Source organism: Photobacterium rosenbergii (genome assembly GCF_003026455.1).
Taxonomy (GTDB): Bacteria; Pseudomonadota; Gammaproteobacteria; order Enterobacterales; family Vibrionaceae; genus Photobacterium; species Photobacterium rosenbergii.
This window is the reverse complement of record NZ_PYMB01000006.1, coordinates 157,921-179,329: the sequence shown is the minus strand read 5'-3', so window position 1 is coordinate 179,329 and position 21,409 is coordinate 157,921. Positions and strand designations below refer to the sequence as shown.

Annotated in this window: 22 protein-coding genes; 8 read left to right on the top strand and 14 right to left on the bottom strand. The window is 52.6% G+C overall.

Features of this window, described 5'->3' with window-relative positions; all coding sequences use genetic code 11:
- The first annotated feature begins 1 nt into the window (after position 1).
- The 5 genes from C9J01_RS15400 to C9J01_RS15380 all read left to right on the top strand — a co-directional run bounded on the left by C9J01_RS15400 (position 2) and on the right by C9J01_RS15380 (position 4,750).
- Positions 2–1,924: an ABC transporter ATP-binding protein gene (locus C9J01_RS15400; RefSeq protein ID WP_107299040.1), complete on the top strand. Its 1,923-nt coding sequence runs from the start codon at positions 2–4 to the stop codon at positions 1,922–1,924.
- Positions 1,911–2,399 (top strand): TIGR02444 family protein, encoded by a 489-nt coding sequence (locus C9J01_RS15395; RefSeq protein ID WP_107299039.1) that lies wholly within the window; start codon positions 1,911–1,913, stop codon positions 2,397–2,399. The genes C9J01_RS15400 and C9J01_RS15395 overlap by 14 nt, the downstream gene beginning before the upstream one ends.
- A 26-nt stretch (positions 2,400–2,425) precedes the next feature.
- On the top strand, positions 2,426–3,400 hold the full coding sequence (locus tag C9J01_RS15390) for a hydrolase (protein ID WP_419687099.1): 975 nt from the start codon (positions 2,426–2,428) through the stop codon (positions 3,398–3,400).
- Positions 3,401–3,552: 152 nt separating this feature from the next.
- Positions 3,553–3,774, top strand: coding sequence for a YheU family protein (locus tag C9J01_RS15385; protein WP_107299037.1), 222 nt, complete (start codon positions 3,553–3,555; stop codon positions 3,772–3,774).
- Between the two features lie 106 nt (positions 3,775–3,880).
- Positions 3,881–4,750: a phosphoribulokinase gene (locus tag C9J01_RS15380; protein WP_107299036.1), complete on the top strand. Its 870-nt coding sequence runs from the start codon at positions 3,881–3,883 to the stop codon at positions 4,748–4,750.
- 106 nt (positions 4,751–4,856) lie between these two features.
- On the opposite strand, the gene C9J01_RS15375 is transcribed toward C9J01_RS15380, so the two are convergent.
- A complete protein-coding gene (locus tag C9J01_RS15375) occupies positions 4,857–5,261 on the bottom strand; it encodes an OsmC family protein (RefSeq protein WP_107299035.1) in 405 nt (134 codons plus the stop codon).
- A 270-nt stretch (positions 5,262–5,531) separates the two neighbouring features.
- Here C9J01_RS15375 and crp point away from each other — a divergent pair, with 270 nt between their 5' ends.
- Positions 5,532–6,164 carry a cAMP-activated global transcriptional regulator CRP gene (crp, locus tag C9J01_RS15370; protein ID WP_036801200.1) on the top strand — a complete coding sequence of 211 codons (633 nt, stop codon included), beginning with the start codon at positions 5,532–5,534 and terminating at the stop codon, positions 6,162–6,164.
- Between the two features lie 191 nt (positions 6,165–6,355).
- Positions 6,356–6,544, top strand: coding sequence for a hypothetical protein (locus C9J01_RS15365; protein ID WP_107299034.1), 189 nt, complete (start codon positions 6,356–6,358; stop codon positions 6,542–6,544).
- Positions 6,545–6,651: 107 nt separating this feature from the next.
- Here C9J01_RS15365 and C9J01_RS15360 read toward each other — a convergent pair whose 3' ends face one another.
- From C9J01_RS15360 to rpe, 8 genes are all read right to left on the bottom strand, one after another.
- Positions 6,652–7,449, bottom strand: a complete 798-nt coding sequence (locus C9J01_RS15360; RefSeq protein ID WP_107299090.1) for a DUF1338 domain-containing protein — start codon at positions 7,447–7,449, stop codon at positions 6,652–6,654.
- Between the two features lie 41 nt (positions 7,450–7,490).
- Complete coding sequence (gene astD, locus C9J01_RS15355) at positions 7,491–8,948, bottom strand: succinylglutamate-semialdehyde dehydrogenase (protein WP_107299033.1); 1,458 nt, start codon at positions 8,946–8,948, stop codon at positions 7,491–7,493.
- A gap of 11 nt (positions 8,949–8,959) precedes the next feature.
- Complete coding sequence (gene astA, locus C9J01_RS15350) at positions 8,960–9,970, bottom strand: arginine N-succinyltransferase (protein ID WP_107299032.1); 1,011 nt, start codon at positions 9,968–9,970, stop codon at positions 8,960–8,962.
- 110 nt (positions 9,971–10,080) lie between these two features.
- Complete coding sequence (locus C9J01_RS15345) at positions 10,081–11,295, bottom strand: aspartate aminotransferase family protein (protein ID WP_107299031.1); 1,215 nt, start codon at positions 11,293–11,295, stop codon at positions 10,081–10,083.
- Between the two features lie 406 nt (positions 11,296–11,701).
- The gene (locus C9J01_RS15340) at positions 11,702–12,277 is read right to left on the bottom strand and encodes an aminodeoxychorismate/anthranilate synthase component II (RefSeq protein WP_107299030.1); all 576 of its coding nucleotides are present in this window, start codon (positions 12,275–12,277) and stop codon (positions 11,702–11,704) included.
- Positions 12,278–12,398: 121 nt separating this feature from the next.
- On the bottom strand, positions 12,399–13,415 hold the full coding sequence (gene trpS, locus C9J01_RS15335) for a tryptophan--tRNA ligase (RefSeq protein ID WP_107299029.1): 1,017 nt from the start codon (positions 13,413–13,415) through the stop codon (positions 12,399–12,401).
- A gap of 85 nt (positions 13,416–13,500) precedes the next feature.
- On the bottom strand, positions 13,501–14,190 hold the full coding sequence (locus tag C9J01_RS15330) for a phosphoglycolate phosphatase (protein ID WP_107299028.1): 690 nt from the start codon (positions 14,188–14,190) through the stop codon (positions 13,501–13,503).
- Positions 14,190–14,864 (bottom strand): ribulose-phosphate 3-epimerase, encoded by a 675-nt coding sequence (gene rpe / locus C9J01_RS15325; RefSeq protein WP_039469006.1) that lies wholly within the window; start codon positions 14,862–14,864, stop codon positions 14,190–14,192. Before rpe ends, C9J01_RS15330 begins: the two co-directional genes overlap by 1 nt.
- Between rpe and C9J01_RS29910 the strand changes: the two genes are divergently transcribed.
- On the top strand, positions 14,863–15,264 hold the full coding sequence (locus tag C9J01_RS29910; RefSeq protein WP_237156981.1) for a DUF2970 domain-containing protein: 402 nt from the start codon (positions 14,863–14,865) through the stop codon (positions 15,262–15,264). The genes rpe and C9J01_RS29910 overlap by 2 nt on opposite strands.
- A gap of 7 nt (positions 15,265–15,271) precedes the next feature.
- On the opposite strand, the gene dam is transcribed toward C9J01_RS29910, so the two are convergent.
- The 5 genes from dam to C9J01_RS15295 all read right to left on the bottom strand — a co-directional run bounded on the left by dam (position 15,272) and on the right by C9J01_RS15295 (position 21,397).
- Entirely contained in the window at positions 15,272–16,096 is an 825-nt protein-coding gene (gene dam / locus C9J01_RS15315; protein ID WP_107299027.1) for an adenine-specific DNA-methyltransferase, read from the bottom strand.
- Between the two features lie 104 nt (positions 16,097–16,200).
- Complete coding sequence (locus C9J01_RS15310) at positions 16,201–17,799, bottom strand: SPOR domain-containing protein (RefSeq protein ID WP_107299026.1); 1,599 nt, start codon at positions 17,797–17,799, stop codon at positions 16,201–16,203.
- 15 nt (positions 17,800–17,814) lie between these two features.
- Complete coding sequence (gene aroB, locus C9J01_RS15305) at positions 17,815–18,894, bottom strand: 3-dehydroquinate synthase (RefSeq protein ID WP_107299025.1); 1,080 nt, start codon at positions 18,892–18,894, stop codon at positions 17,815–17,817.
- Between the two features lie 20 nt (positions 18,895–18,914).
- Positions 18,915–19,433, bottom strand: a complete 519-nt coding sequence (aroK, locus tag C9J01_RS15300) for a shikimate kinase AroK (RefSeq protein WP_107299024.1) — start codon at positions 19,431–19,433, stop codon at positions 18,915–18,917.
- A gap of 212 nt (positions 19,434–19,645) precedes the next feature.
- Positions 19,646–21,397 (bottom strand): type IV pilus secretin PilQ, encoded by a 1,752-nt coding sequence (locus C9J01_RS15295; protein ID WP_107299088.1) that lies wholly within the window; start codon positions 21,395–21,397, stop codon positions 19,646–19,648.
- Positions 21,398–21,409 lie beyond the last annotated feature (12 nt).

Genomic DNA, 21,409 nt, shown 5'->3' with positions numbered 1-21,409 from the left:
AATGATCACTTTTTCCGATATCCAACTTCTACGCGGTGGCAAGATCCTGCTTGACCAAGCCACGGCGACTATCCACCCGGGCGACAAAGTCGGTCTGGTCGGCAAAAATGGCTGTGGTAAGTCCACCCTGTTTGCCCTGCTCAAGCATGAGCTGAGTGTCGATGCCGGTAACTGCCAGTACCCAGCAAACTGGGAGTTGGCCTGGGTTGCCCAGGAAACCCCTGCCCTTGAGCGCGAGGCACTGGAATATGTCATTGACGGTGACCGTGAATACCGCCAATTGGAAGCAGATCTACTTGCTGCCGAGCAAGCAGACAATGGTACCAAGGTTGCAGAATTACATGGCAAGCTAGAAGCCATTGGTGGCTACAGTATCCGTGCCCGTGCCGCCGAACTGCTGGACGGTTTGGGTTTCTCGCAGGAACAAATGCAATGGCACCTAACCCAATTCTCGGGTGGTTGGCGTATGCGCCTCAACCTTGCCCAGGCCCTGCTTTGCCGCTCAGACCTACTGTTACTCGATGAACCAACCAACCACTTGGATCTCGATGCTGTCATGTGGCTGGAGAAATGGCTGCAAAGCTACCGTGGCACGCTGGTATTGATCTCGCACGACCGTGACTTCCTTGACCCTATCGTCAACCGGATCATCCATATTGAAAACCAGACCATGAACAGTTACACCGGTAACTACTCATCGTTTGAAACCCAGCGGGCGGAAAAGCTGGTGTTGCAACAGGCAATGTACCAGAAGCAGCAAAAGCAAATGGCCCACATGCAATCTTACATCGACCGCTTCCGTTACAAGGCCAGCAAGGCCCGTCAGGCCCAGAGCCGGATCAAAGCCCTGGAGCGGATGGAAAAAGTGTTACCGGCCCAGTTCGATAACCCCTTCAGTTTCGAGTTCCGCGAACCCAGCGCCCTGCCGAACCCTATCCTGATGATGGATCAGGTGGCAGCGGGTTACGGTGACAACCTGATCCTTGAAAAGATCCGGTTGAACCTGGTGCCGGGAAGCCGAATTGGCCTACTTGGCCGTAACGGCGCCGGTAAATCGACCCTGATCAAGATGCTGGCTGGCGAACTGCCTGCCAAGGCCGGGGACCTCGCCTACTCACAGGGGGTGAAGATTGGCTACTTCGCCCAGCACCAACTTGAAACCCTGTATATGGACGATACCCCGGTCCAACATATGGCGCGTATTGCGCCGCAGGCTACCGAGCAGCAGTTACGTGACTACCTCGGCAGCTTCGGCTTCCTCGGTGACAAGGCATTAGAAAAAGTCGGCCCATTCTCCGGCGGGGAAAAGGCCCGTCTGGTACTGGCCCTTATCGTATGGCAACGCCCTAACCTGCTGCTACTCGATGAACCGACCAACCACCTGGATCTCGATATGCGCCAGGCCCTGACACTCGCCCTGCAGTCCTATGACGGCGCAATGGTCATTGTCAGCCACGACCGTTTCCTATTGCGGGCGACAACTGATGACCTTTACCTCGTTCACGACCGTCAGGTCGTCCCGTTCAACGGTGATCTCAACGATTACCACAAATGGTTGACCGAGCAGCAGCGTAACGAGCGCCGAGAAATGCAGGCCAGCAAGCCGGAAGTGACTAAAGACAACAGCGCCGCTTCGCGCAAAGAACAAAAGCGCCTAGAGGCAGAACTGCGTAAGCTGACAGCTCCGCTCCGTAAGAAGATCACCCAGCTTGAAACCAAGATGGACAAGCTCAATGCCGCTATCACTGATGCCGAAGCCAAGCTCAGTGACAGCAGCATTTATGAGGCGGAGAACAAAGCTTTGCTGAATGAGCAGCTACAGATCCAAGCGGATGCCAAGTCATCGCTGGAAGAGGTAGAAATGGAGTGGATGGAGCTACAGGAAGAACTGGAGTCAATGGAGCAGCAACATGCCCCTGAATGATGAGCCTTGCCGTCATGGTTCGAAGCGCGAGCCGCTGAGCCATGATGCCTTCTGGCAGTTTAGCTACACTCACTACTTTAAGGCGGACGTTGAGGCCGCCTGCCTGGCCCTGCAAACTTTCCACAGCGGGAGCGTCAACCTGGCCCTGCTAATGATCTGGCTCGATGCGCAGTCTATTGACCTGACACAGGAACAACGGCAGCAACTCGAGCAGAGCCTCAAACCGACTGAGGGCCTGCTCGAACGCTACCACCACATGCGCCGCTCATTGAAACCCCAGCTAGATAGCGACGGATACGAGCAGCTCAAAAACTTCGAATTGCAAATGGAGCGCCAACAACAGCACGACTTGATTGCAGCGTTAAACCAAATGCCGCTCCGCCACGTAGCAGAGCATGTACCCGGTGCAAACCTTGCCCGCTATTGCCATCGCCTGGGGGCTGTGGCATTGATAGATAAACTGATGGCGAAATAGAACCACTTCGAGGAACCGTTATGACAATGGCTTTCCAGCCAGCCAAAGGGCTAGCAAACCCCCACCTGCAAACCCTGCTGCCGCGCTTTTTGCGTCGCAAGCCATTGTTCACTCCCCTCACCCAGCGGATTGAGACGCCTGATGGTGATTTCCTCGACTTAGCCTGGACAGCGCCTGTTGCCGATTGCCACCCCGAGCAGCCGGTGATGATCCTGTTCCATGGCCTTGAAGGCAGTTTCCACAGCCCCTATGCAAATGGGTTGCTTCATGCCGCCAAGCAACAAGGTTGGCTCGCGGTAATGATGCACTTTCGCGGCTGCAGTGGCGAGATGAACCGCATGCCACGCAGCTACCACTCGGGGGAAACCAGCGACGCCCGTTTCTTTATCCAGTGGTTGCGCCAACAATTACCTACCCAGCCCTTTGTCGCCGTCGGTGTGTCGCTTGGGGGCAATATGCTGGTGAACTACCTAGCAGAAAGCGGGGAGCACTCCGAACTCTCCGCCGCACAGGTGATCTCCCCACCGTTGGATCTCGCTGCCTGCTCGGAAAGGATCCAGCAGGGATTCTCCAAAATCTACCAGCAATACCTGCTTGGCTCGATGAAGCGTAACCTGAGCCGGAAAATCGCTGCCCTTCCTGATGATATGCCGGTATCAAATGAAGTTGCAGGGCAACTGCAAACCCTGTGGCAGTTTGACGAACACGTCACTGCGCCGCTGCACGGCTTCAAAGATGCCGCCGATTATTACCAGCGCTGCAGTGGCCTGCCCCGCCTTGCTGACGTGGCCGTTCCACTTAGGGTGATCCATGCCAAGGATGACCCGTTCATGACCGAGGCGGTGATCCCCACAGAACCGCTGCCACCACACATCCAATACGATCTCTGCCAATACGGCGGCCATGTCGGGTTTGTCACCGGATCATGGCGCCAACCGGATTTCTGGCTCGAGAAGACGGTACCGGAGTGGTTTAGGAAGGTTTTAGATCCTAGAACCTAGATCCTGGAAAGATGTGCGACTACTCTGGGGCTTAAATATCATGATCTTGCTCTGCCTAGGATCTAGGAACCAGGAACTAGGCTCTTCTCTCTACAACTGATGCTTTTGCCAATATAATTGCCCTAACTATCCGCAACAGAAAAGCCCTAACCATGAACATCCCCTGGCAAGACCTTGACCCTGATACCCTGACTAACATTATCGAGCATTTCGTATTGCGTGAAGGGACTGACTATGGCGAGCGCGAGTTGTCTCTGGCTGCCAAGGTCGACCGGGTACGCAAGCAACTGCAAAGCGGTGAAGCGGTGATTGTGTATTCCGAACTGCACGAGACTATCGATATCAAATCCAAACGCCAATTGGGTCAAAGTTAACCTTGCCCCGAACTCTGTAGACCCGGCATTTTTGACATCCTGGCTTGACCTTACCGCCCAGCCCTGTTAATAACTCTTTCCGTTAATGTTAACGACAGGGTTTGTCATGTCTGCAAAACACCCCATTATTGCAGTAACAGGGTCCTCGGGGGCGGGAACGTCTACCACCTCCGAAGCATTCCGTAAGATGTTCAATATGATGAGCATCAATGCTGCCTGGCTTGAAGGTGATAGCTTCCACCGCTTCACCCGTCCGGAAATGGACGTCGAAATCCGCAAGGCCAAAGAACAAGGCCGCCATATCAGCTATTTCGGCCCCCAAGCCAACGATTTCCCATTACTGGAAACTTTCTTCCGCCAATATGGCGAAGACGGTAGCGGCCAGTTCCGCCGTTACCTGCACACGTTTGACGAAGCCGTACCGTATAACCAGATGCCAGGGACATTTACCCCTTGGCAAACTCTGCCAGAAAATACTGACTTACTGTTCTATGAAGGCCTACACGGTGGTGTGGTCGATGGCGAAGTCAATGCCGCCCAGCATGTCGATCTGCTCATCGGCATGGTGCCGATTGTCAACCTCGAATGGATCCAGAAGATCGTCAGGGATACTCGGGATCGTGGCCACTCCCGCGAAGCCGTAATGGAGTCAATCGTGCGCTCGATGGACGATTACCTCAACTACATTACCCCGCAATTCTCCCGCACCCATATCAACTTCCAGCGGGTACCGACGGTCGATACCTCGAACCCATTCAGTGCCAAGGCCATCCCGAGCCTGGATGAAAGTTTCGTGGTGATCCGTTTCCGTGGCATCAAAAATGTCGACTTCCCCTACCTGCTGTCAATGATCCAAGGGTCATTCATGTCGCGCCATAACACCCTCGTGGTGCCCGGCGGCAAGATGAGCTTTGCGATGGAGTTGATTATGCGGCCGCTGATCCAGCAGCTGATTGATACGGGGAAGATAGGGTAATAGCACCGGCGATAAGCGATAGGCGATAGGCGATAGGCGATAGGCGATAGGCGATAGGCGTGATTTTCCCATTGCCTCTGGCCCATCGCCATCTTTTGCCGCCGAATTACTCTTCCACTACCTCATACGAGTGGGTCATCTCGACGCCTTCACCCAGCATCAGGCATACTGAGCAGTATTTCTCCAACGAGTCGGCAACCGTCTTAGCTACGATGGCTTCATCCAGATTTTCACCGGTGACGACAAAGTGCAGGTTAGCAGTAGTGAAAATACGCGGGGCTTGTTCACGGCGCACCGAGTTGATTTGCGCTTCACAGCCAGTAATTTTCTGGCCCGCTGACTTGAGTCCGTCAACCACATCCACCGAGCTACATCCACCCGCAGCCATCAAAACCAGTTCCATTGGGCTTGGCGCTTTTTCGCCACCATTCCCGTCCATCACCACGCTATGACCGGAATTTGACTGTCCAAGAAAGGTCATATTTTCGACCCATTTCACTCGTGATTGCATTGCTTTCTCCTTACAACTTTTACGGGCTTTCGGCACTTGTTAGCAACTGTGTGATCATGTGCACACTTATGACTACAAAATGGCCTTTTCACATAGATCAATATCAAGAAAAGCGCGCCGAAAAAAGATAAAATCTGAACTAATTATTCACGTGAGCTTGCAGCCCAGCGGTTGACTGAATATCCTAAACGACGAACTAATTATGGTTAGGCCCAGCCGCATTTTGAAGGACGTCGTTGTTGGGCAACAAACGCAGAGGAAGTTAGTAATATGGTTCCAGGTAAACCTCAAACAGATCCAACTCTAGAGTGGTTTCTTTCCCATTGCCACATTCATAAATACCCTTCAAAGAGTACTTTGATCCACGCGGGTGAAAAAGCAGAGACGCTCTACTACATCGTCAAAGGTTCTGTTGCGGTCCTGATCAAGGATGAAGAAGGTAAGGAAATGATCCTGTCTTACCTAAACCAAGGTGACTTCATCGGTGAATTAGGCCTATTCGAAGAAGGCCAAGAGCGTACCGCTTGGGTTCGTGCTAAGACCCCTTGCGAAGTCGCAGAAATTTCTTTCAAGAAATTCCGCCAGCTTATCCAGGTAAACCCAGACATCCTAATGCGCCTATCTGCGCAAATGGCTAGCCGCCTACAGGTGACAAGCCAGAAAGTGGGTGACTTGGCATTCCTGGACGTAACAGGCCGTATCGCACAGACTCTATTGAACCTGGCTAAGCAGCCAGATGCAATGACCCACCCAGACGGTATGCAAATCAAGATCACTCGTCAGGAAATCGGCCAAATCGTTGGCTGTTCCCGTGAGACTGTAGGTCGTATCTTGAAGATGCTGGAAGAGCAGAACCTGATTTCTGCCCACGGCAAAACAATTGTTGTTTACGGTACGCGCTAAGCCGTTAGCTCTCCGTAATACACACCAATATCTAAAAGCCGCCTTGTGCGGCTTTTTTATTACCCGCAGCGCTCCCATTTCATGCTTTCAGGGCATTACTGTCTACCGCATCACTGTTTTTGTGCTTGTATCTGGCTCGCTTGATGCTACATTGTGCATATCAACCTCATCACCTGTAATGGAATACCGGTATGGACATCGAACGCTTTTCACCGCATAGCACCCACCACTTACATCGCGGCGTTATTTCGCCACTGCCCGATACTGTTGAAATGACCGGGTTCAGTGACAGTCGCCATTACCTTGAACAGCACGAAAAGGTGAAGCGCCACACGCCGGAATCCCATTTGGGCTACCCGCTCGACAGCCTCAAGCATTAAAACCGCTAAGTTCAGGCCTATGGGGACCAAATATTAAAAAGGCCGATGGCAATGGTTGCCGTCGGCCTTTTTGCTCCCAGTGAAAAACCGAACCGGTAAAAGAATGGCTAACTGGCGTCGGTACTTTCGAAGATCTTGTCTGCCGATGCTTCGACAAAGCCGGTGTATAGCTCACCGTCTTCTTTCGGGTAGCGCTTGGCAAACTCATAGAAGCCACCGGGAATGGTATAGACTCCATCGGTAAAGCCTACTTCCACTCTGTCAGCCATGGTCGACGACTGCTCAAGCATCACCTCAGGGTTGCCTTTGACCTCTCCCCCAGAACTGTTGATTTCAAACCCGTTGTGCCGTAGCAGATGATTGACCTCAGCGACCTCGGTAAACTGCTCGAGCTGGTTAATGCTCACGGTAAAGTGGTTGGCACCGAAGCCATGGGCGGCTAGCCAACCTGCATACTCGCTCTCTGCTGCCAGCAGTTCGTAGGTCGCGTAGTCCAAATCCCATAACCGCCCACCATAGAGGAAGGCCGGATCATGCATCGCTTGCTCGGGGACCTGGTTAACCAGATCCCTGACCGTTTGCTGCAGCAAAGAACTGAACTGCCCGACCATCAGTTCACTGATAAACACTTTAGGAGCTAACGGGTTGGGGTGCTCGAAGTGCTCGGCATACAGTTTCTTGGCCTCGAACTTGTAGCGGCCGCAAGGCTTGTAGCCAATCGCGATGAACGGTGCTGCCAAACGGTCGAGGCCGATCTTTGGCAAATTGAATGTCCGCAGCGCAATATGGTCATTGAGCAGCGGCTCTTCTTCGGTCAGCAGATCATGTACCTGGGCCGCTGACGGGCATAGGCGCTGGATATAGTCCTGCCACAACCCGGAAAATAGTTGCTCTACCCTTTCCATGTGCTCGCTATCCTCTTTGGCTGGTGAATGATTGACGGCCATCAAAGCGTGATGCCCGGTGATAACTGGGCGGGTAACTCAGTCTGCTCACCTTCCATCGATGCCATCGGGTATGCACAGTAGTCTGCCGCGTAATAGGCGCTAGGACGTAAATTGCCAGATGCTCCCGGTCCGCCAAATGGCGCATCACCACTGGCACCGGTTAATTGGCGGTTGCGGTTCACAATCCCGGCCCGGATATGCTCAATAAAGTACTGCCACTCACCATCATCGGTTGAGACCAAACCAGCAGATAAGCCATAGCGGGTATCATTGGCCTTCTCCACCGCGTCATCCAACCCGTGGTAACGGGCAACCTGCAGCAAAGGACCAAAGTATTCCTCATCCGGCAACTCAGCAATTTGGCTGACGTCGATGATCCCCGGGGTCACAATCGCCCCTTGTCCACGGGTTGCAGGCAATAGTGCCTCACCACCTAGTTCAAGCAACTGCGACTGGGCCTGCATAATGTTATCAGCAGCCTGGACTGAGACTTGTGCCCCCATAAATGGGGCCGGTTCATCAAACTGACCACCCACTCGGATCTGGCGGGTCAGTTCCAGCAAACGCGCCAAGATACGATCCCCTTCCTCACCATGAGGCAAGTAGAGACGGCGGGCGCAGGTACAGCGCTGGCCAGCACTAATGAAGGCAGACTGAATAATAGTGTAGACAGTGGCATCCAACTCGCCATAGTGACGGGAGATCACCATTGGGTTATTGCCACCCATCTCAAGCGCCAGCATCTTGCCCGGTTGCCCGGCAAACTGGCGGTGGAGCAAGTGACCGGTATTGGCACTACCGGTAAACAGCAAACCATCAATGCCTTTGGCCCCTGCCAACTCTTCACCAGTAGCGCGTGCACCCTGAATCAAGTTGATGACGCCATCAGGCAAACCTGCCAGCTGCCACAACTTCATGGTCTCTTCCGCCACTTTAGGGGTCAAATCCGACGGCTTGAACACCACGGTGTTACCGGCCAGCAATGCCGGGACGATATGGCCGTTGGGCAAATGGCCTGGGAAATTATAGGGGCCAAATACTGCCATCACCCCCAATGGACGGTGGCGAAGTACAGCCTGGGTACCGGCAACCTCTTTTTGTTTCTCGCCTGTCCGCTCCTGGTAGGCACGTAGCGATATTGCAATCTTGCCAACCATTGCGCCCGCTTCGGTACGGGTTTCCCACAACGGCTTGCCGGTTTCCTCAGCAATGACCACAGCAATAGCTTCGCTATGTGCTTTGACTAGCTCGGCAAAACGCTCAACGATCGCCTGACGCTCGACAAACGGTGTCTTGCGCCAACTCACCAATGCCGCTCTCGCCGCTGACACCGCCTGCTCGACCTGTTCGGCAGTCGCTGACAGTCCCTGCCATACAACGTCATTGGTGTAAGGGTTGAGCGACTGCATCGCTTGTCCTTCGCCGGCTAACCAGCGGCCTGCAATCCATTGGGTCATGGTGTTCTCCTTTACTGGGCGATCAGGCGAACCTGATCCCCTTGTTTAACGTCCAGTGCCTTGGCAGCTTCTGCACTGATCAAAGCCGTCCCATTCAAGACATCTACCTTGTCGACGACTGCGCGGAAGTGGGTAAATGAGGTATTGCTGACAATATTGTCGGCTTGGCCGGTCGGCTGGCCGATTTCGACTCGGCATAACTGGGAGTGGCGGACAGACTCGATATTTCTGACATCACACTCAACGGTTGGGCCAGCATCGAAAATATCGACATAGCCGCGGCAGGTGAAACCTTCCTTCTCCAGTAAGCGAAGTGCCGGGCGTGTTTTTTCATGCACCTGCCCAATCACAGCCTGCGCTTCTGGGCTGAGCAAGTTAACGTAGATTGGCAGCTTCGGCATCAAATCGGCAATGAAGCCCTTTTTGCCAATACCAGTCAGGTAATCGGCCAAGGTAAAATCAATCGAGAAGAAGTGCTCTTTGAGCCACTCCCAGAATGGTGAATTACCGTCTTCGTCCGACACCCCACGCATTTCTGCAATCACTGTGTTGTCAAAACGCTCCGGGTGCTGTGCCATCATCAAGAAACGGCACTTGGATAACAGGCGGCCATTCAGGCCCTGACGCCACTCCGGGCGCAAGAATAAGGTGCAAAGCTCACTCACACCGGTGTAGTCATTACCGAAGGTCAGTACTTTCACTACGTTGTGGACGTTGAGCCGGCGTGACGAATGCACCACGGTACTCAGGTGATAGGTGTAAAATGGGTTATCCAACCCAATCGCGGCCTCGATAGCCGTCGTCCCTGCAATTTCCCCGGTTTCGGTATCTTCTGCCACCATCAGGTAACCTTCCGAGCCCGGCTGGGTGACAGCCTTGGCAAAACTCTCTTCGGAATGTTGGATACGGTTAGCGAGGATTTCCTCATTAACCGGTAGCGAGGTGAAACCATGGCCCGACTCTTCCGCACACTGTAGTAGTGCAGGTAGATCCGCGGCAGTAATAGGACGTATAACCAGCATCGAACTCCCTCCTGATGCAAGCTGCAGCTTAGCTGCCAACTAGTGATAAGACCGGCATAGGGCCGGAGGCTGCGGCCAAGCTCCTGCCAGCCGCACCCAGTTAGATTAAATTATGAATAGATCTTGGCGATAGCGCGCTCGAGGCGGGCCATGCCTTCATCGATATCGGCTTTGTCGATCACCAAAGACGGGGTAAAGCGCACCACATTGGTACCGGCAACCAGTACCATTAGGCCTTCCTCGCCCGCCGCCAGCAAGATATCCCTTGCCCGGCCCTGCCACTCCTCATTGAGCGCCGCGCCAAGCAACAGGCCCTTACCGCGAATTTCAGCAAATACTGGGTACTTGGCATTGATCGCTTCTAGCGCCTCACGGAACCATTGCTCGCGCTGCTTGACGCCTGCCAGCACTTCCGGCTTGGTGACTTCACTCACGACAGCTTCGGCCACGGCACAAGCCAGTGGGTTACCGCCGTAAGTTGAGCCGTGGGTACCGATTTTTAGGTGGGCTGCCAACTCTGAAGTCGTCAACATGGCACCAATCGGGAAACCGCCACCGAGTGATTTTGCCGTACTCAGGATATCCGGGGTAACACCCAAGCCCTGGTAAGCATAGAAGTCACCTGTCCGGCCGTTACCGGTTTGTACTTCATCGAAAATCAGCAGCGCATTGTGTTTGTCACACAGTTCGCGGACACCCTGAATAAACTCTGGGGTTGGCGACACGATACCGCCCTCGCCCTGCAGCGGCTCCATCATCACCGCACAGGTACGCTCCGACATATGCTCGGCCAGGCTGGACAGATCATTGTAGGCAAGATGGGTGACGGCTCCCGGTTTCGGCCCAAAGCCGTCAGAATAAGCTTCTTGGCCACCGACCGTTACGGTAAAGAACGTACGGCCGTGGAAGCCTTGTTTAAAAGAAATAATCTCGGACTTCTCCGGGCCAAACTTGTCCGCCGCGTAACGACGGGCCAGTTTCAATGCTGCCTCGTTGGCCTCGGCACCGGAGTTGGCAAAGAAGACTTTATCGGCAAAGCTGTGCTCGGTAAGCAGTTTGGCCAGTCGCAGTGCCGGCTCGTTGGTCATCACATTACTCAGGTGCCAAATCTGCTCGGCCTGCGCCTTGAGCGCATCAACCATCACCGGGTGGCAGTGGCCCAGGCAACTCACGGCGATACCGCCAGCAAAGTCGACATATTCCCGACCTTCTTGATCCCACACCCGTGCACCTTGCCCCTTAACCGGGATCATCTGCATCGGTGCATAGCACGGCACCATCACTTCATCGAACACCTGACGATCGACTTTATACTCCTTTGCCATTATCGTTTCCTTCTAACGTTTTTGCCCTAAGCATAGTATTTACATTTTATTAACCAATTCCAATAGCAGAATATTTTTTTATTCCCTATCAGTTAACGGTTAATCTCCTACAAAATACATATTTATGCGGGGTTAGGGAAAACTTATTAAGCCCCGAACACTAAAAGGTGTTTTTCCTGCAAGGAAATAAAGCGATAACGCGCCTTCATCCTGCATAATCTTTCCGTGCCAAAAAAAAACAGCAAAGATACAGAAATGTTAAAAAAAGTGACAAAGATCGCGGGATTGAGACCTTCAAAACGCTGAGTGAGGCGCTTTTTTACTCATTCGAGGTGAGATGGAGCGGCGTAAAGTGATGGGGATCTGGGGCCAGGCAGCATTTCGTGCTGCCCTTATGCCTTTAGGCTCAGCGACGGAGGAAATTCGCCAGCAGCTGATGTCCCTGCTCGGTCAAAATGCTTTCCGGGTGAAACTGGACCCCTTCGATAGGCAAGCTCTTGTGGCGGATCCCCATAATTTCATCACGCTCACCGTCTTTTTCCGTCCAGGCCGTGACTTCGAAACAATCTGGCAGGGTATCAGCTTTGACCACCAGCGAATGATAGCGGGTGACTGTAAGTGGGTTATTCAAGCCAGCAAACACACTGCTGTCACTATGAGTGACGGGAGACGTCTTGCCGTGCATGACCTGACGGGCGCGGACAACATCGCCACCGTATACTTGGGCGATGGACTGATGGCCTAGGCACACCCCAAGAATGGGTAGTTTGCCTGCAAAATGGCGGATTGCCTCCAGCGAGATCCCCGCTTCATTCGGGGTACAGGGCCCCGGAGAAATCACCAGATGAGAAGGTGCCATAGCCTCGATGCCGGCAATGTCGATTTCGTCATTACGCACCACCTTTACCTCGGCGCCCAGCTCACAGAAATACTGGTAGAGGTTGTAGGTAAACGAGTCGTAGTTATCGATCATCAATAGCATGGGTACTTCTGCTCACTGGAAATTACAGCGGCCTATTGTGCAGCAGGACAGCAGAAAGGCAAGCTTAGACGAAAAAAAACCGGCCAGAGGCCGGTTTTCGGTGTTTACAACTGCATTGCGCTTATGGGCGTGCAACAAAACCTACTGCTGCGTACGCTTTCTTCAAAGTTTCTGCTGCGCGGGCTGACGCCTTCTCGGCACCGGCTTTCATTACTTCATCAAGGAAAGCACGGTCAGCACGGATGCGATGGTATTCAGACTGGATAGGCTCCAGCATCGCGACAATCGCTTCACCAACATCTTTCTTGAACGGACCATACATCTCAACGCCTTGGTACTGCGCTTCAATTTCAGCAAACGTCTTGCCAGTCGCTGCAGAGTATAGGCCCATCAAATTAGAGATACCGGCTTTGTTCTCGATATCGTGGGCGATACGTGGTGGTGTCTCGGTATCTGTCTGCGCCTTGTTGATCTTCTTGATGATCGACTTCGGCTCTTCCAGCAGGGTGATCACGTTCTTACGGTTATCATCCGACTTCGACATCTTCTTGGTCGCATCCTGCAGGCTCATCACACGTGCGTTAACCGTCGGGATATATGGCTCAGGTACCTGGAAGATCGCTTCGCCATCACCGTAAATGTTGTTGAAACGGGTTGCGATATCACGCGCCAGCTCCAAGTGCTGCTTCTGATCGCTACCCACTGGTACCTGATGGGCACCGTATAGCAGGATATCGGCCGCCATCAATACCGGGTAGCCAAACAGGCCAACATTCACATCGTTAGCATGGCGCTGTGACTTGTCCTTGAACTGGGTCATGCGGCTCAGCTCGCCCATTTGGGTGTAGCAGTTCAGCAACCAACCAAGCTGGGCATGTTCAGGCACGTGCGATTGTACAAACAAAGTGCTCTTCTTCGGATCAACGCCGACAGCCAAGCAAATTGCCAAAGCATCCAGCGTGGCTTCGTGCAGCGCTTTTGGCTCCTGGCGCACGGTAATGGCATGCAGGTCAACGACACAGTACTGACAATCATAATCATCCTGCATCTGTTCCCACTGACGCAGCGCACCCAGATAATTACCGATACTTAATTCACCTGAAGGCTGTACGCCACTCAATACAATGGGTTTGGTCATGATGAGATTTTCCTATGTCACAAAAAAGCTGCGGCCTCTGCCGCAGACACAATATCTGTCCATGCCCGGAATAACACCGAGCGTACTAGCTGCCTAGTTTAACCACTTCTGCCAGATGACTGAAGTGATCCAGTACAATATCTGGGTTACTTTCGCTGATCGGCTGACCATAGTTGTAACCGTAAGTCAGCCCCACAACATAACATGACGCCGCTTTTGCCGCCAAGATATCGTTACGGGAGTCGCCGACCATCAACATCTTCTCTGCCGTGATCTGGTGCTTATCCAGCAACCAGTTCAGGGAGAAAGGATCCGGCTTTTTCAGCGGGAAGGTATCGCCACCGATGACATCGACAAAATAATCGGCGATGCCGTGCTCTTCAAGCAGGTGCGGTACGAACTGGGCTGGCTTGTTGGTCACGATAGCCATCGGTACCCCGGCTTCATGAAACGCCGCCAGTGTCTCTTTTACCCCAGGGTATAGCGCGCTCTTCTCGTGGCCACCTTCTTCGTAGAAGCGATCAAACAACGCCCTCGCTTCGCGGTGCAAAGCTGGGTCTAAATCAGGGTCAACATCAACGCTCTGGCTTAGGGCACGACCGATCAAAATGTCGGCCCCATTACCAATCCAGGTCGTGACCTGCTCAACTGTCACCCCAGCACGGCCCAGGGCTCGCATGGTTTTGTCTGCTGCATCGGCCAGATCCGGCACGCTGTCGAGCAGTGTGCCGTCGAGGTCAAAAGCAATAAAATCAATACCGCTCAACTGGCTCATTAGCGTTCAACCTTGGCCAACTCTGCACGCATTTCATCGATCACGGCTTTGTAGTCCGGCTGGCTGAAAATTGCCGAGCCTGCAACAAACATATCGGCACCGGCTTCGGCGATTTCGCGGATATTGTCGACCTTCACACCACCATCGATTTCAAGGCGGATCTGACGACCTGAAGCATCAATGCGCTTACGCACTTCGCGCAGCTTGTCCAATGTCGCAGGGATGAACGATTGGCCACCAAAACCTGGGTTAACCGACATCAGCAGGATCATGTCAACCTTGTCCATGATGTAGTCAAGGTAGTGCAGCGGGGTAGCCGGGTTGAATACCACACCAGCCTGGCAGCCGTGCTCTTTGATCAGCTGCAGAGAACGGTCCAAATGCTCGGTTGCTTCGGCATGGATGGTGATCATAGTGGCACCGGCCTTGGCAAAATCAGGGATAATGCGATCCACCGGCTTGACCATCAGGTGCACATCGATCGGCGCAGTAATACCGTAATCACGCAGGGCCTTACACACCGGGGCACCAAAAGTCAGGTTCGGTACGTAGTGGTTGTCCATCACGTCAAAGTGCACGACATCGGCACCAGCTGCCAATACTTTCTCTACATCCTCGCCAAGACGAGCAAAATCTGCAGATAGGATAGATGGAGCGATCAAAAAGTCCTTCATGTTCAGCCTCTATACGGTACAAACGAAAACGTTATCGGAAGTCGGCGCAATTCTACCCGATCATCAAGATGATGTCTTACCGGATTTCAAGATGGGTGTGCCACAGGGCAACTACACTTACCATCATGCAGCGGTATACGACCGGTGGCAGATATGGCAAACAAAGATAATCGTTTTATGTGGGTATATACGGAGATACGCCATGGCAGAGCGCAAACCACCCCGCCCAAACCTGATCAAGAGTATTGCGGGGGCACTGATTGGGGTGCAGTCGGAAAAAAACAGGGAGATAGATTTTAGCCAGCAGCGCCCGCTGCCCTTTATCTTGGCCGGTATCGCTGCTATTGCGCTATTTGTCGGGGTACTGGTTGCCGTCAGCCAACTGGTTGCTGGAGGGTAAGCGGTGCTTAATCGTTTGACGGCTTAAACAGGGCCAGCAACTCATCAACCTTGTTGCGGCCACCACCATTTCGGCTGATGGTTCGCTTTACTTTAACCACAGATAATTCGGCACCGTGGTAAAGACGGCGGGTCAAGGTCGTATCATGATTAGAGATCAGTACCGGAATATCGCGCTCGGTAGCAGCCCTCTCGGCAGCATCAGCCAGAGCCGCCTGATCATCAAGGCTAAAGCCATTACCTGCATAGGAGGTAAAGTTAGCCGTGGTTGATAGCGGAGCATACGGGGGATCACAGTACACCACACAGCCTTTGCGGGCACGTGAGAACGTCTGATGGTACCCTTCGCAGACAAACGTGGCTCGTTTCGCTTTCTCCGCAAAGTAGAACAGCTCATCTTCCGGGAAATATGGCTTTTTATATGAACCGAACGGTACGTTGAAGCCACCCTTCTTGTTATATCGACACAGACCATTGAAGCCATGTCGGTTCATGTACAAAAAGTACAGCGAGCGTAAATACGTATCATCGGTTTTATTGAAAGCCTCACGGACCTCAAGGTAGGCCCCTTTCTGGTTGAATTCAGGGGTGAACATCGCCTTGGCATCACGAACATACTGCTCGGGATTGTCCTTGAGGATATTGTAGAGGTTAATCAAGTCAGGGTTGATGTCGGCCAACAGGTACTGCTCGAAGTCGGTATTGAGAAATACCGAACCGGCACCGACAAAGGGTTCAACCAACTTTCGCGCTGGCGGCAAGTGGCGCTCGATCTCCTCGACCAGAGAATATTTACCTCCAGCCCATTTCAGGAATGCACGATGCTTTTTCATTCAGCTGACCACCAATACCGACTTTGTAACGAAAGGTGGCGGATTGTACACCATTTCAATCTGTGTCTGTACCGCTTGAGGGAAATAACTGGCAAAGAAACGGGTTATTTGGCCCGATCCATTTCGGTATGGATCTGACGGTAGGATTTCACCCATGGATCAACCGACTGCAAGCGCGACGGTAGGCGAGTTTCAGCTACACGAGCCGACTGCACATCCGGATAATCACCCGTCACAATAATGAACCATGCTTCGCCGCTACGGCGGGTTTCATAGACGTCTGCCGAAGATTCGATGTTGTAATCGAGAATAAACTGCCGAGCGGTCGGCAGCGAACGCATGGCTGCCAGTTGCAGCGCGTAATGCTCGGGGGCAACGCCCCGGAGTTTACTGCCAAGCTCCTCGGCCATTGTTTCCACGCCAGCAACATCGGTGGCAGCTGTAGTCCCAGTAGCAACAGTTGTAGATGTCTCGGTGACGCTAGCCGCATCATCACTATCCACATTCTCAGCCGAGGCTGCGTCTGGCAACTCACTCACCGGCTCGACTTGTGAGGTCTCTTTTTCCTGCTCCGTTTCAGGCAACTGTACTGGCTGCCCTTCAGGCAACTCTGGCTGTAGGCTTTCCTGGCGATCAGCCACCGCTTGCTCACCAGTTCCTCCCAGTTGCTGTTCATCCAACATGGCATCAACCACATCAGAAGGTACCACCACGCGAGGATTGGTGTTGGTATCACGACGGCCGACAGTCATGCCTTCTACCGACACATCCGGTGGCAAGGCATCGCCGTCATCTTCGAAGGCCATTTGCACACTTGGCTGCCCACTCTCCGAGCTATTGTTGGTAGTAGAGGTAACAACGGGTTCATCTGGCAAGCTATCAAGCTGCGCCTGCGGCACCCCGCCAACACCCGGATTGTCTTCTGCTGCCGGTATAAACAACCAGGCAATCACGGCAACCGCAACCACCACTAACCCGCCTAGCAACGCCATTGGCGACACACGGCGGGATTGACTCTCAGCCATATCCTTATCCTCTGTTAAATCGAGCTTGAGCAACTCCCCCGGAATAGGGGCGCAACTTGAAACATGCTCACGGATCCGACGCCTTCCCTGTGCATCAAGGTGTTCGCCATCGAACATCATTTCGACCATCAATTGGGCTTCTTGTTCCGACAGCGGGCCGATTTCCACCTCCAACGGTGTATTACCCTGACCTTGTACCAACTGGCCAAGGTATTTATCGAGCCGGCCAGTATGGCTAAAGAGTAGGACGTTAACCTGCCACCCTGGGTATAGGCGGGCCTGCTGGACCACACCCCACAGTTCCGCCACCAGCTCCGGGCTTAGCAAATGCGCATCATCAACGACTATCAATGCGTTGACTGGCTGCTGTTCGAATAAGCGTTCGAGGCTTTGCCCCAGAGGATCCTGCTCATTGAATACCGCCTTAGGAGCGAGTTGCTGCAGAATAATTGAACGGTGCTGGCCGTCTTGCTGGTTGGGATGGCAAAGGAGCAAAGACTGGCGGGAGTCACCGGCCCAGTGTTCAAGGTAACGCTGAGAGAGCCAGGTCTTGCCAGTCCCTTCGCTGCCCGTGACCTGGATAAGGTTAGAGCTGAAGCGAGTAAGGAATTGTAATCGGGAAAGAAGCTGGATTTGGGAGTCCAAATCCAGCGGATTCAGGTGCAGGCCGCGACTCATAGGCAACCTACAGAATCAGGCTTGTACCGCTTGGCGCAGTACATCTTCCGGTACACCAGCGACAACTTCTGCGCTGCCAATACCGGTTGGTAAAATCAAGCGAAGCTGGCCTGAAAGTACCTTCTTGTCACGCATCATATGTTTCATATAAGCGTCAAAATCCATCCCCTCCGGACCGTGGACCGGTAGGTTGGCTTTTTCCAATAAGCGAATAATACGATCAACTTCTTCAGGGCCAATCAGTCCCTGTAGTTGTGCAGTACGTGCCGCCTGGACAGTACCAGCAGCAACCGCCTCGCCATGAAGCCAATTGCCGTAGCCCATTTCAGCTTCAATCGCATGGCCAAAGGTGTGACCCAGATTAAGCAGTGCCCTTACCCCTGACTCTTTCTCATCAGCAGCAACCACATCGGCTTTGATCTGGCAGCAGCGGCCAATCGCATAACTCAATGCGTCATTATCAAGAGCTTGCAGCTTCTCGATATTTTGCTCCAGCCAGACAAAGAAATCGCCATCGGCAATAATACCGTACTTGATCACTTCAGCCATACCGGCCGCAAACTCACGTGCAGGCAATGTTCCTAGGCAATGGTTATCGATCACAACCGCTTTCGGCTGATAGAACGCGCCAACCATATTCTTGCCCATCGGGTGGTTGACAGCCGTCTTGCCCCCGACTGAGGAGTCGACCTGCGCCAACAAGGTGGTCGGAACTTGCACGAAATCCACACCGCGCTGGAAACAGGCAGCAGCAAAACCAACAACATCACCAATGACCCCTCCGCCCAAAGCAACAAGGACCACATCTCGGCCATAGTTGCCTTCTAGCAGGAAGGACATGATTTGGTTGAAGGTATCTAGTGTCTTGTATTGCTCGCCATCAGGCAGTGACAGCAAGGCAACTTCGCATTGCAGCGAACGGATAGTCCCGATGATTTGCTCGGCATACAGCGGGGCTACCGTTTCATTACTGACCACAACAACGCGTCGGCCTGCCGGGATGGCAGAGGAAAACAACGCCGGGTTATCGAATAACTCGGCGCCGATTGAGATTGGGTAACTTCTGTCACCAAGATTGACGTTGATCCGTTCCATGGCCAGCTCTCTTTTATTGATTAGCGCTCTTCTAGCATTTTGATGATTTGGTTAGCAACGACCTTGGCACTCTGATCATCAGTACGAACCACATAGTCTGCTACTTCTTCATACAATGGATTGCGCTCGCCTGCAAGTGATTCCAACACTTCACGAGGGGTATCCGTTTGCAGTAGTGGACGCTTTTTATCGCGCTGTGTACGTGCCAGCTGCTTCTCGATAGTGGTTTCAAGGTATACCACAATGCCACGAGCAGACAGACGGTTACGGCTTTCTTTGCTCTTCACAGAGCCGCCACCCGTCGCTAGTACAATACCCTGCTTCTGGGTGAGATCGTCAATCACGTTTTCTTCACGAATACGGAAACCGTCTTCACCTTCAACATCGAATACCCAGCTAATATCAGCACCGGTACGATCTTCGATCTCTGTATCTGAATCAAAGAACTCCATATGCAGCTGCTGTGCAAGGTGTCTACCGATAGTACTTTTGCCGGCACCCATTGGGCCGACCAGGAAAATATTTCGTTTTTCAGCCATTTTTAGCAATATTTACGCGCGGTTAATAAAACGACACCGCCCGCAGGCTTCGATAAATCAAGCCCGAGGCGCCAACTTCCTCACATTTAATTCGTGATAAGATCGAAAATTATCTCAGGACAAGGCGGCTGTTGGCAATAGCTAGGTGGCGATTTATTCAGTTCTGGCGCAATGCTGGGACGATTATTGTCCCAGCCCCCTGAAAAAACAGATCATTGATAGACGATTTTGGGTGTGACAAAAATCAGTAATTCCCTTTTGCCTAACTCCTCTAACTTGTGCCGAAACAATGCTCCCAACACCGGTAGATCCCCTAACAGCGGCACTTTGCGCTCCGCATTATTAATTGAGTGCTGATAGATCCCGCCAAGCACGACCGTCTCTCCATTGGCAACCAACACCTGGGTGCCTATGCGCTGCGTATCAATAGCCACGGCCTCACCGGTTCCTGTCTGAACGACATCACCTCTTTTATCCTGAGTCACAATCAAGTCCAGTACCAAATTACCGTCCGATGTAATTTGCGGGGTTACCATCAGGCTTAACACCGCTTTTTTAAAGCTCACTGAGACAGCGCCGCTGGAAGCGGCTTCTAAGTAGGGGATTTCGGTACCTTGTTCGATATAGGCCGTTTTCTTGTTGGTGGTCATCAACCTTGGGCTAGAGATGATTTCAGCCTTTTGTTCTGATTGCAGTGCCGACAACTCCAAATCCAGCAGGATATCGCCCACTTTTGCCACTTGGAAAGCAATACTCGACGCCCCGGGTTTGGTTGCCCCGAGATTAACATTGAGGAAATTCTCGACCGCCTTACTATCATCTATCTCCAACAGGCCTGCCGACCCCAGGTTACTTTCAATTGAGCCCCCTACCGTGGTACTGCCATTGGAGTTCAGTAGCCCCCAGCGCACCCCGAGCTCATCCACATCCCCTTCATTGACCGTTACTATGCGAGCTTCTATCTCCACCTGCTGCACGGGGATATCTAAGGCTGCAACAATATCGCGAATATTCGCCAAACTATCGGGAATATCATTGATGATTAGGGAGTTGGTCCGCTCGTCAATATGCAAAGAGCCTCGGGCTGATAACATGCTAATACCGTCATCCGTCCCCTGCAGCAAACCACCAAGTTCAAGCGCATTGGCATAGTTAATCTTGAAAATCTCAGAGCGCAGCGAAGCAAGCTCTTCGGCTTTGCGTTTGGACTCCATAACCTGTTGCTCACTACGGTCAAGCTCTTCCTTCGGGGCAATCATTAATACTTCCCCTTGCTCTCGCTTATCCAACCCTTTGGCACGGAGAATAATATCTAGCACCTGCTGCCAAGGCACTTTATCCAAACGCAAAGTAAGATTCCCTTGCACTGAATCAGATACCACCAAATTGAAATCATTATATTCAGCGATCAATTGCAAGACATTACGGACAGGAACATCCTGGAAGTTAATTGAAATAGGCTTGCTGTCATAGCTCACCCCTTTGTTATGAGGCTGTCCACCCGTCGCCACTAAAGCCGGCTGCACCGTTACCGATAGCTTCGGTGCCCCAGTTTCATCTCGGGTCGTATAGTCATAGCTGTAATCCCCATGTACAGATAATACTAACCGGCTTCCGCGCTCATAACTAAACGTCTCAACCGACAACACTGGTGTACCAAAATCTCCGACATCAAGTATATAGACCAACTCTTGAGGCAGCTCAGTCTGTGGCAACTCAAGTACCAACTGTTTATCCAAGCGCCTTGCCCCAACCTCAAACTCGCCGCCGGACAGTGTCACCACCAGCACCCCGCCCCCTTGGGCATTGCGGGAGAAATCAATACTGCTGATCTGATTGTATTGGCTAGCAATCAAAGTATCGCTAAATAGCAGCACATACCCCACCAGCAATAGCCCACTACCCCTTCGTAGCACTTTCTTCGCCCATATTGTCAGCAGGGCTTGCAAGCTGTTCCTTGTCATTTGTTCCATCTC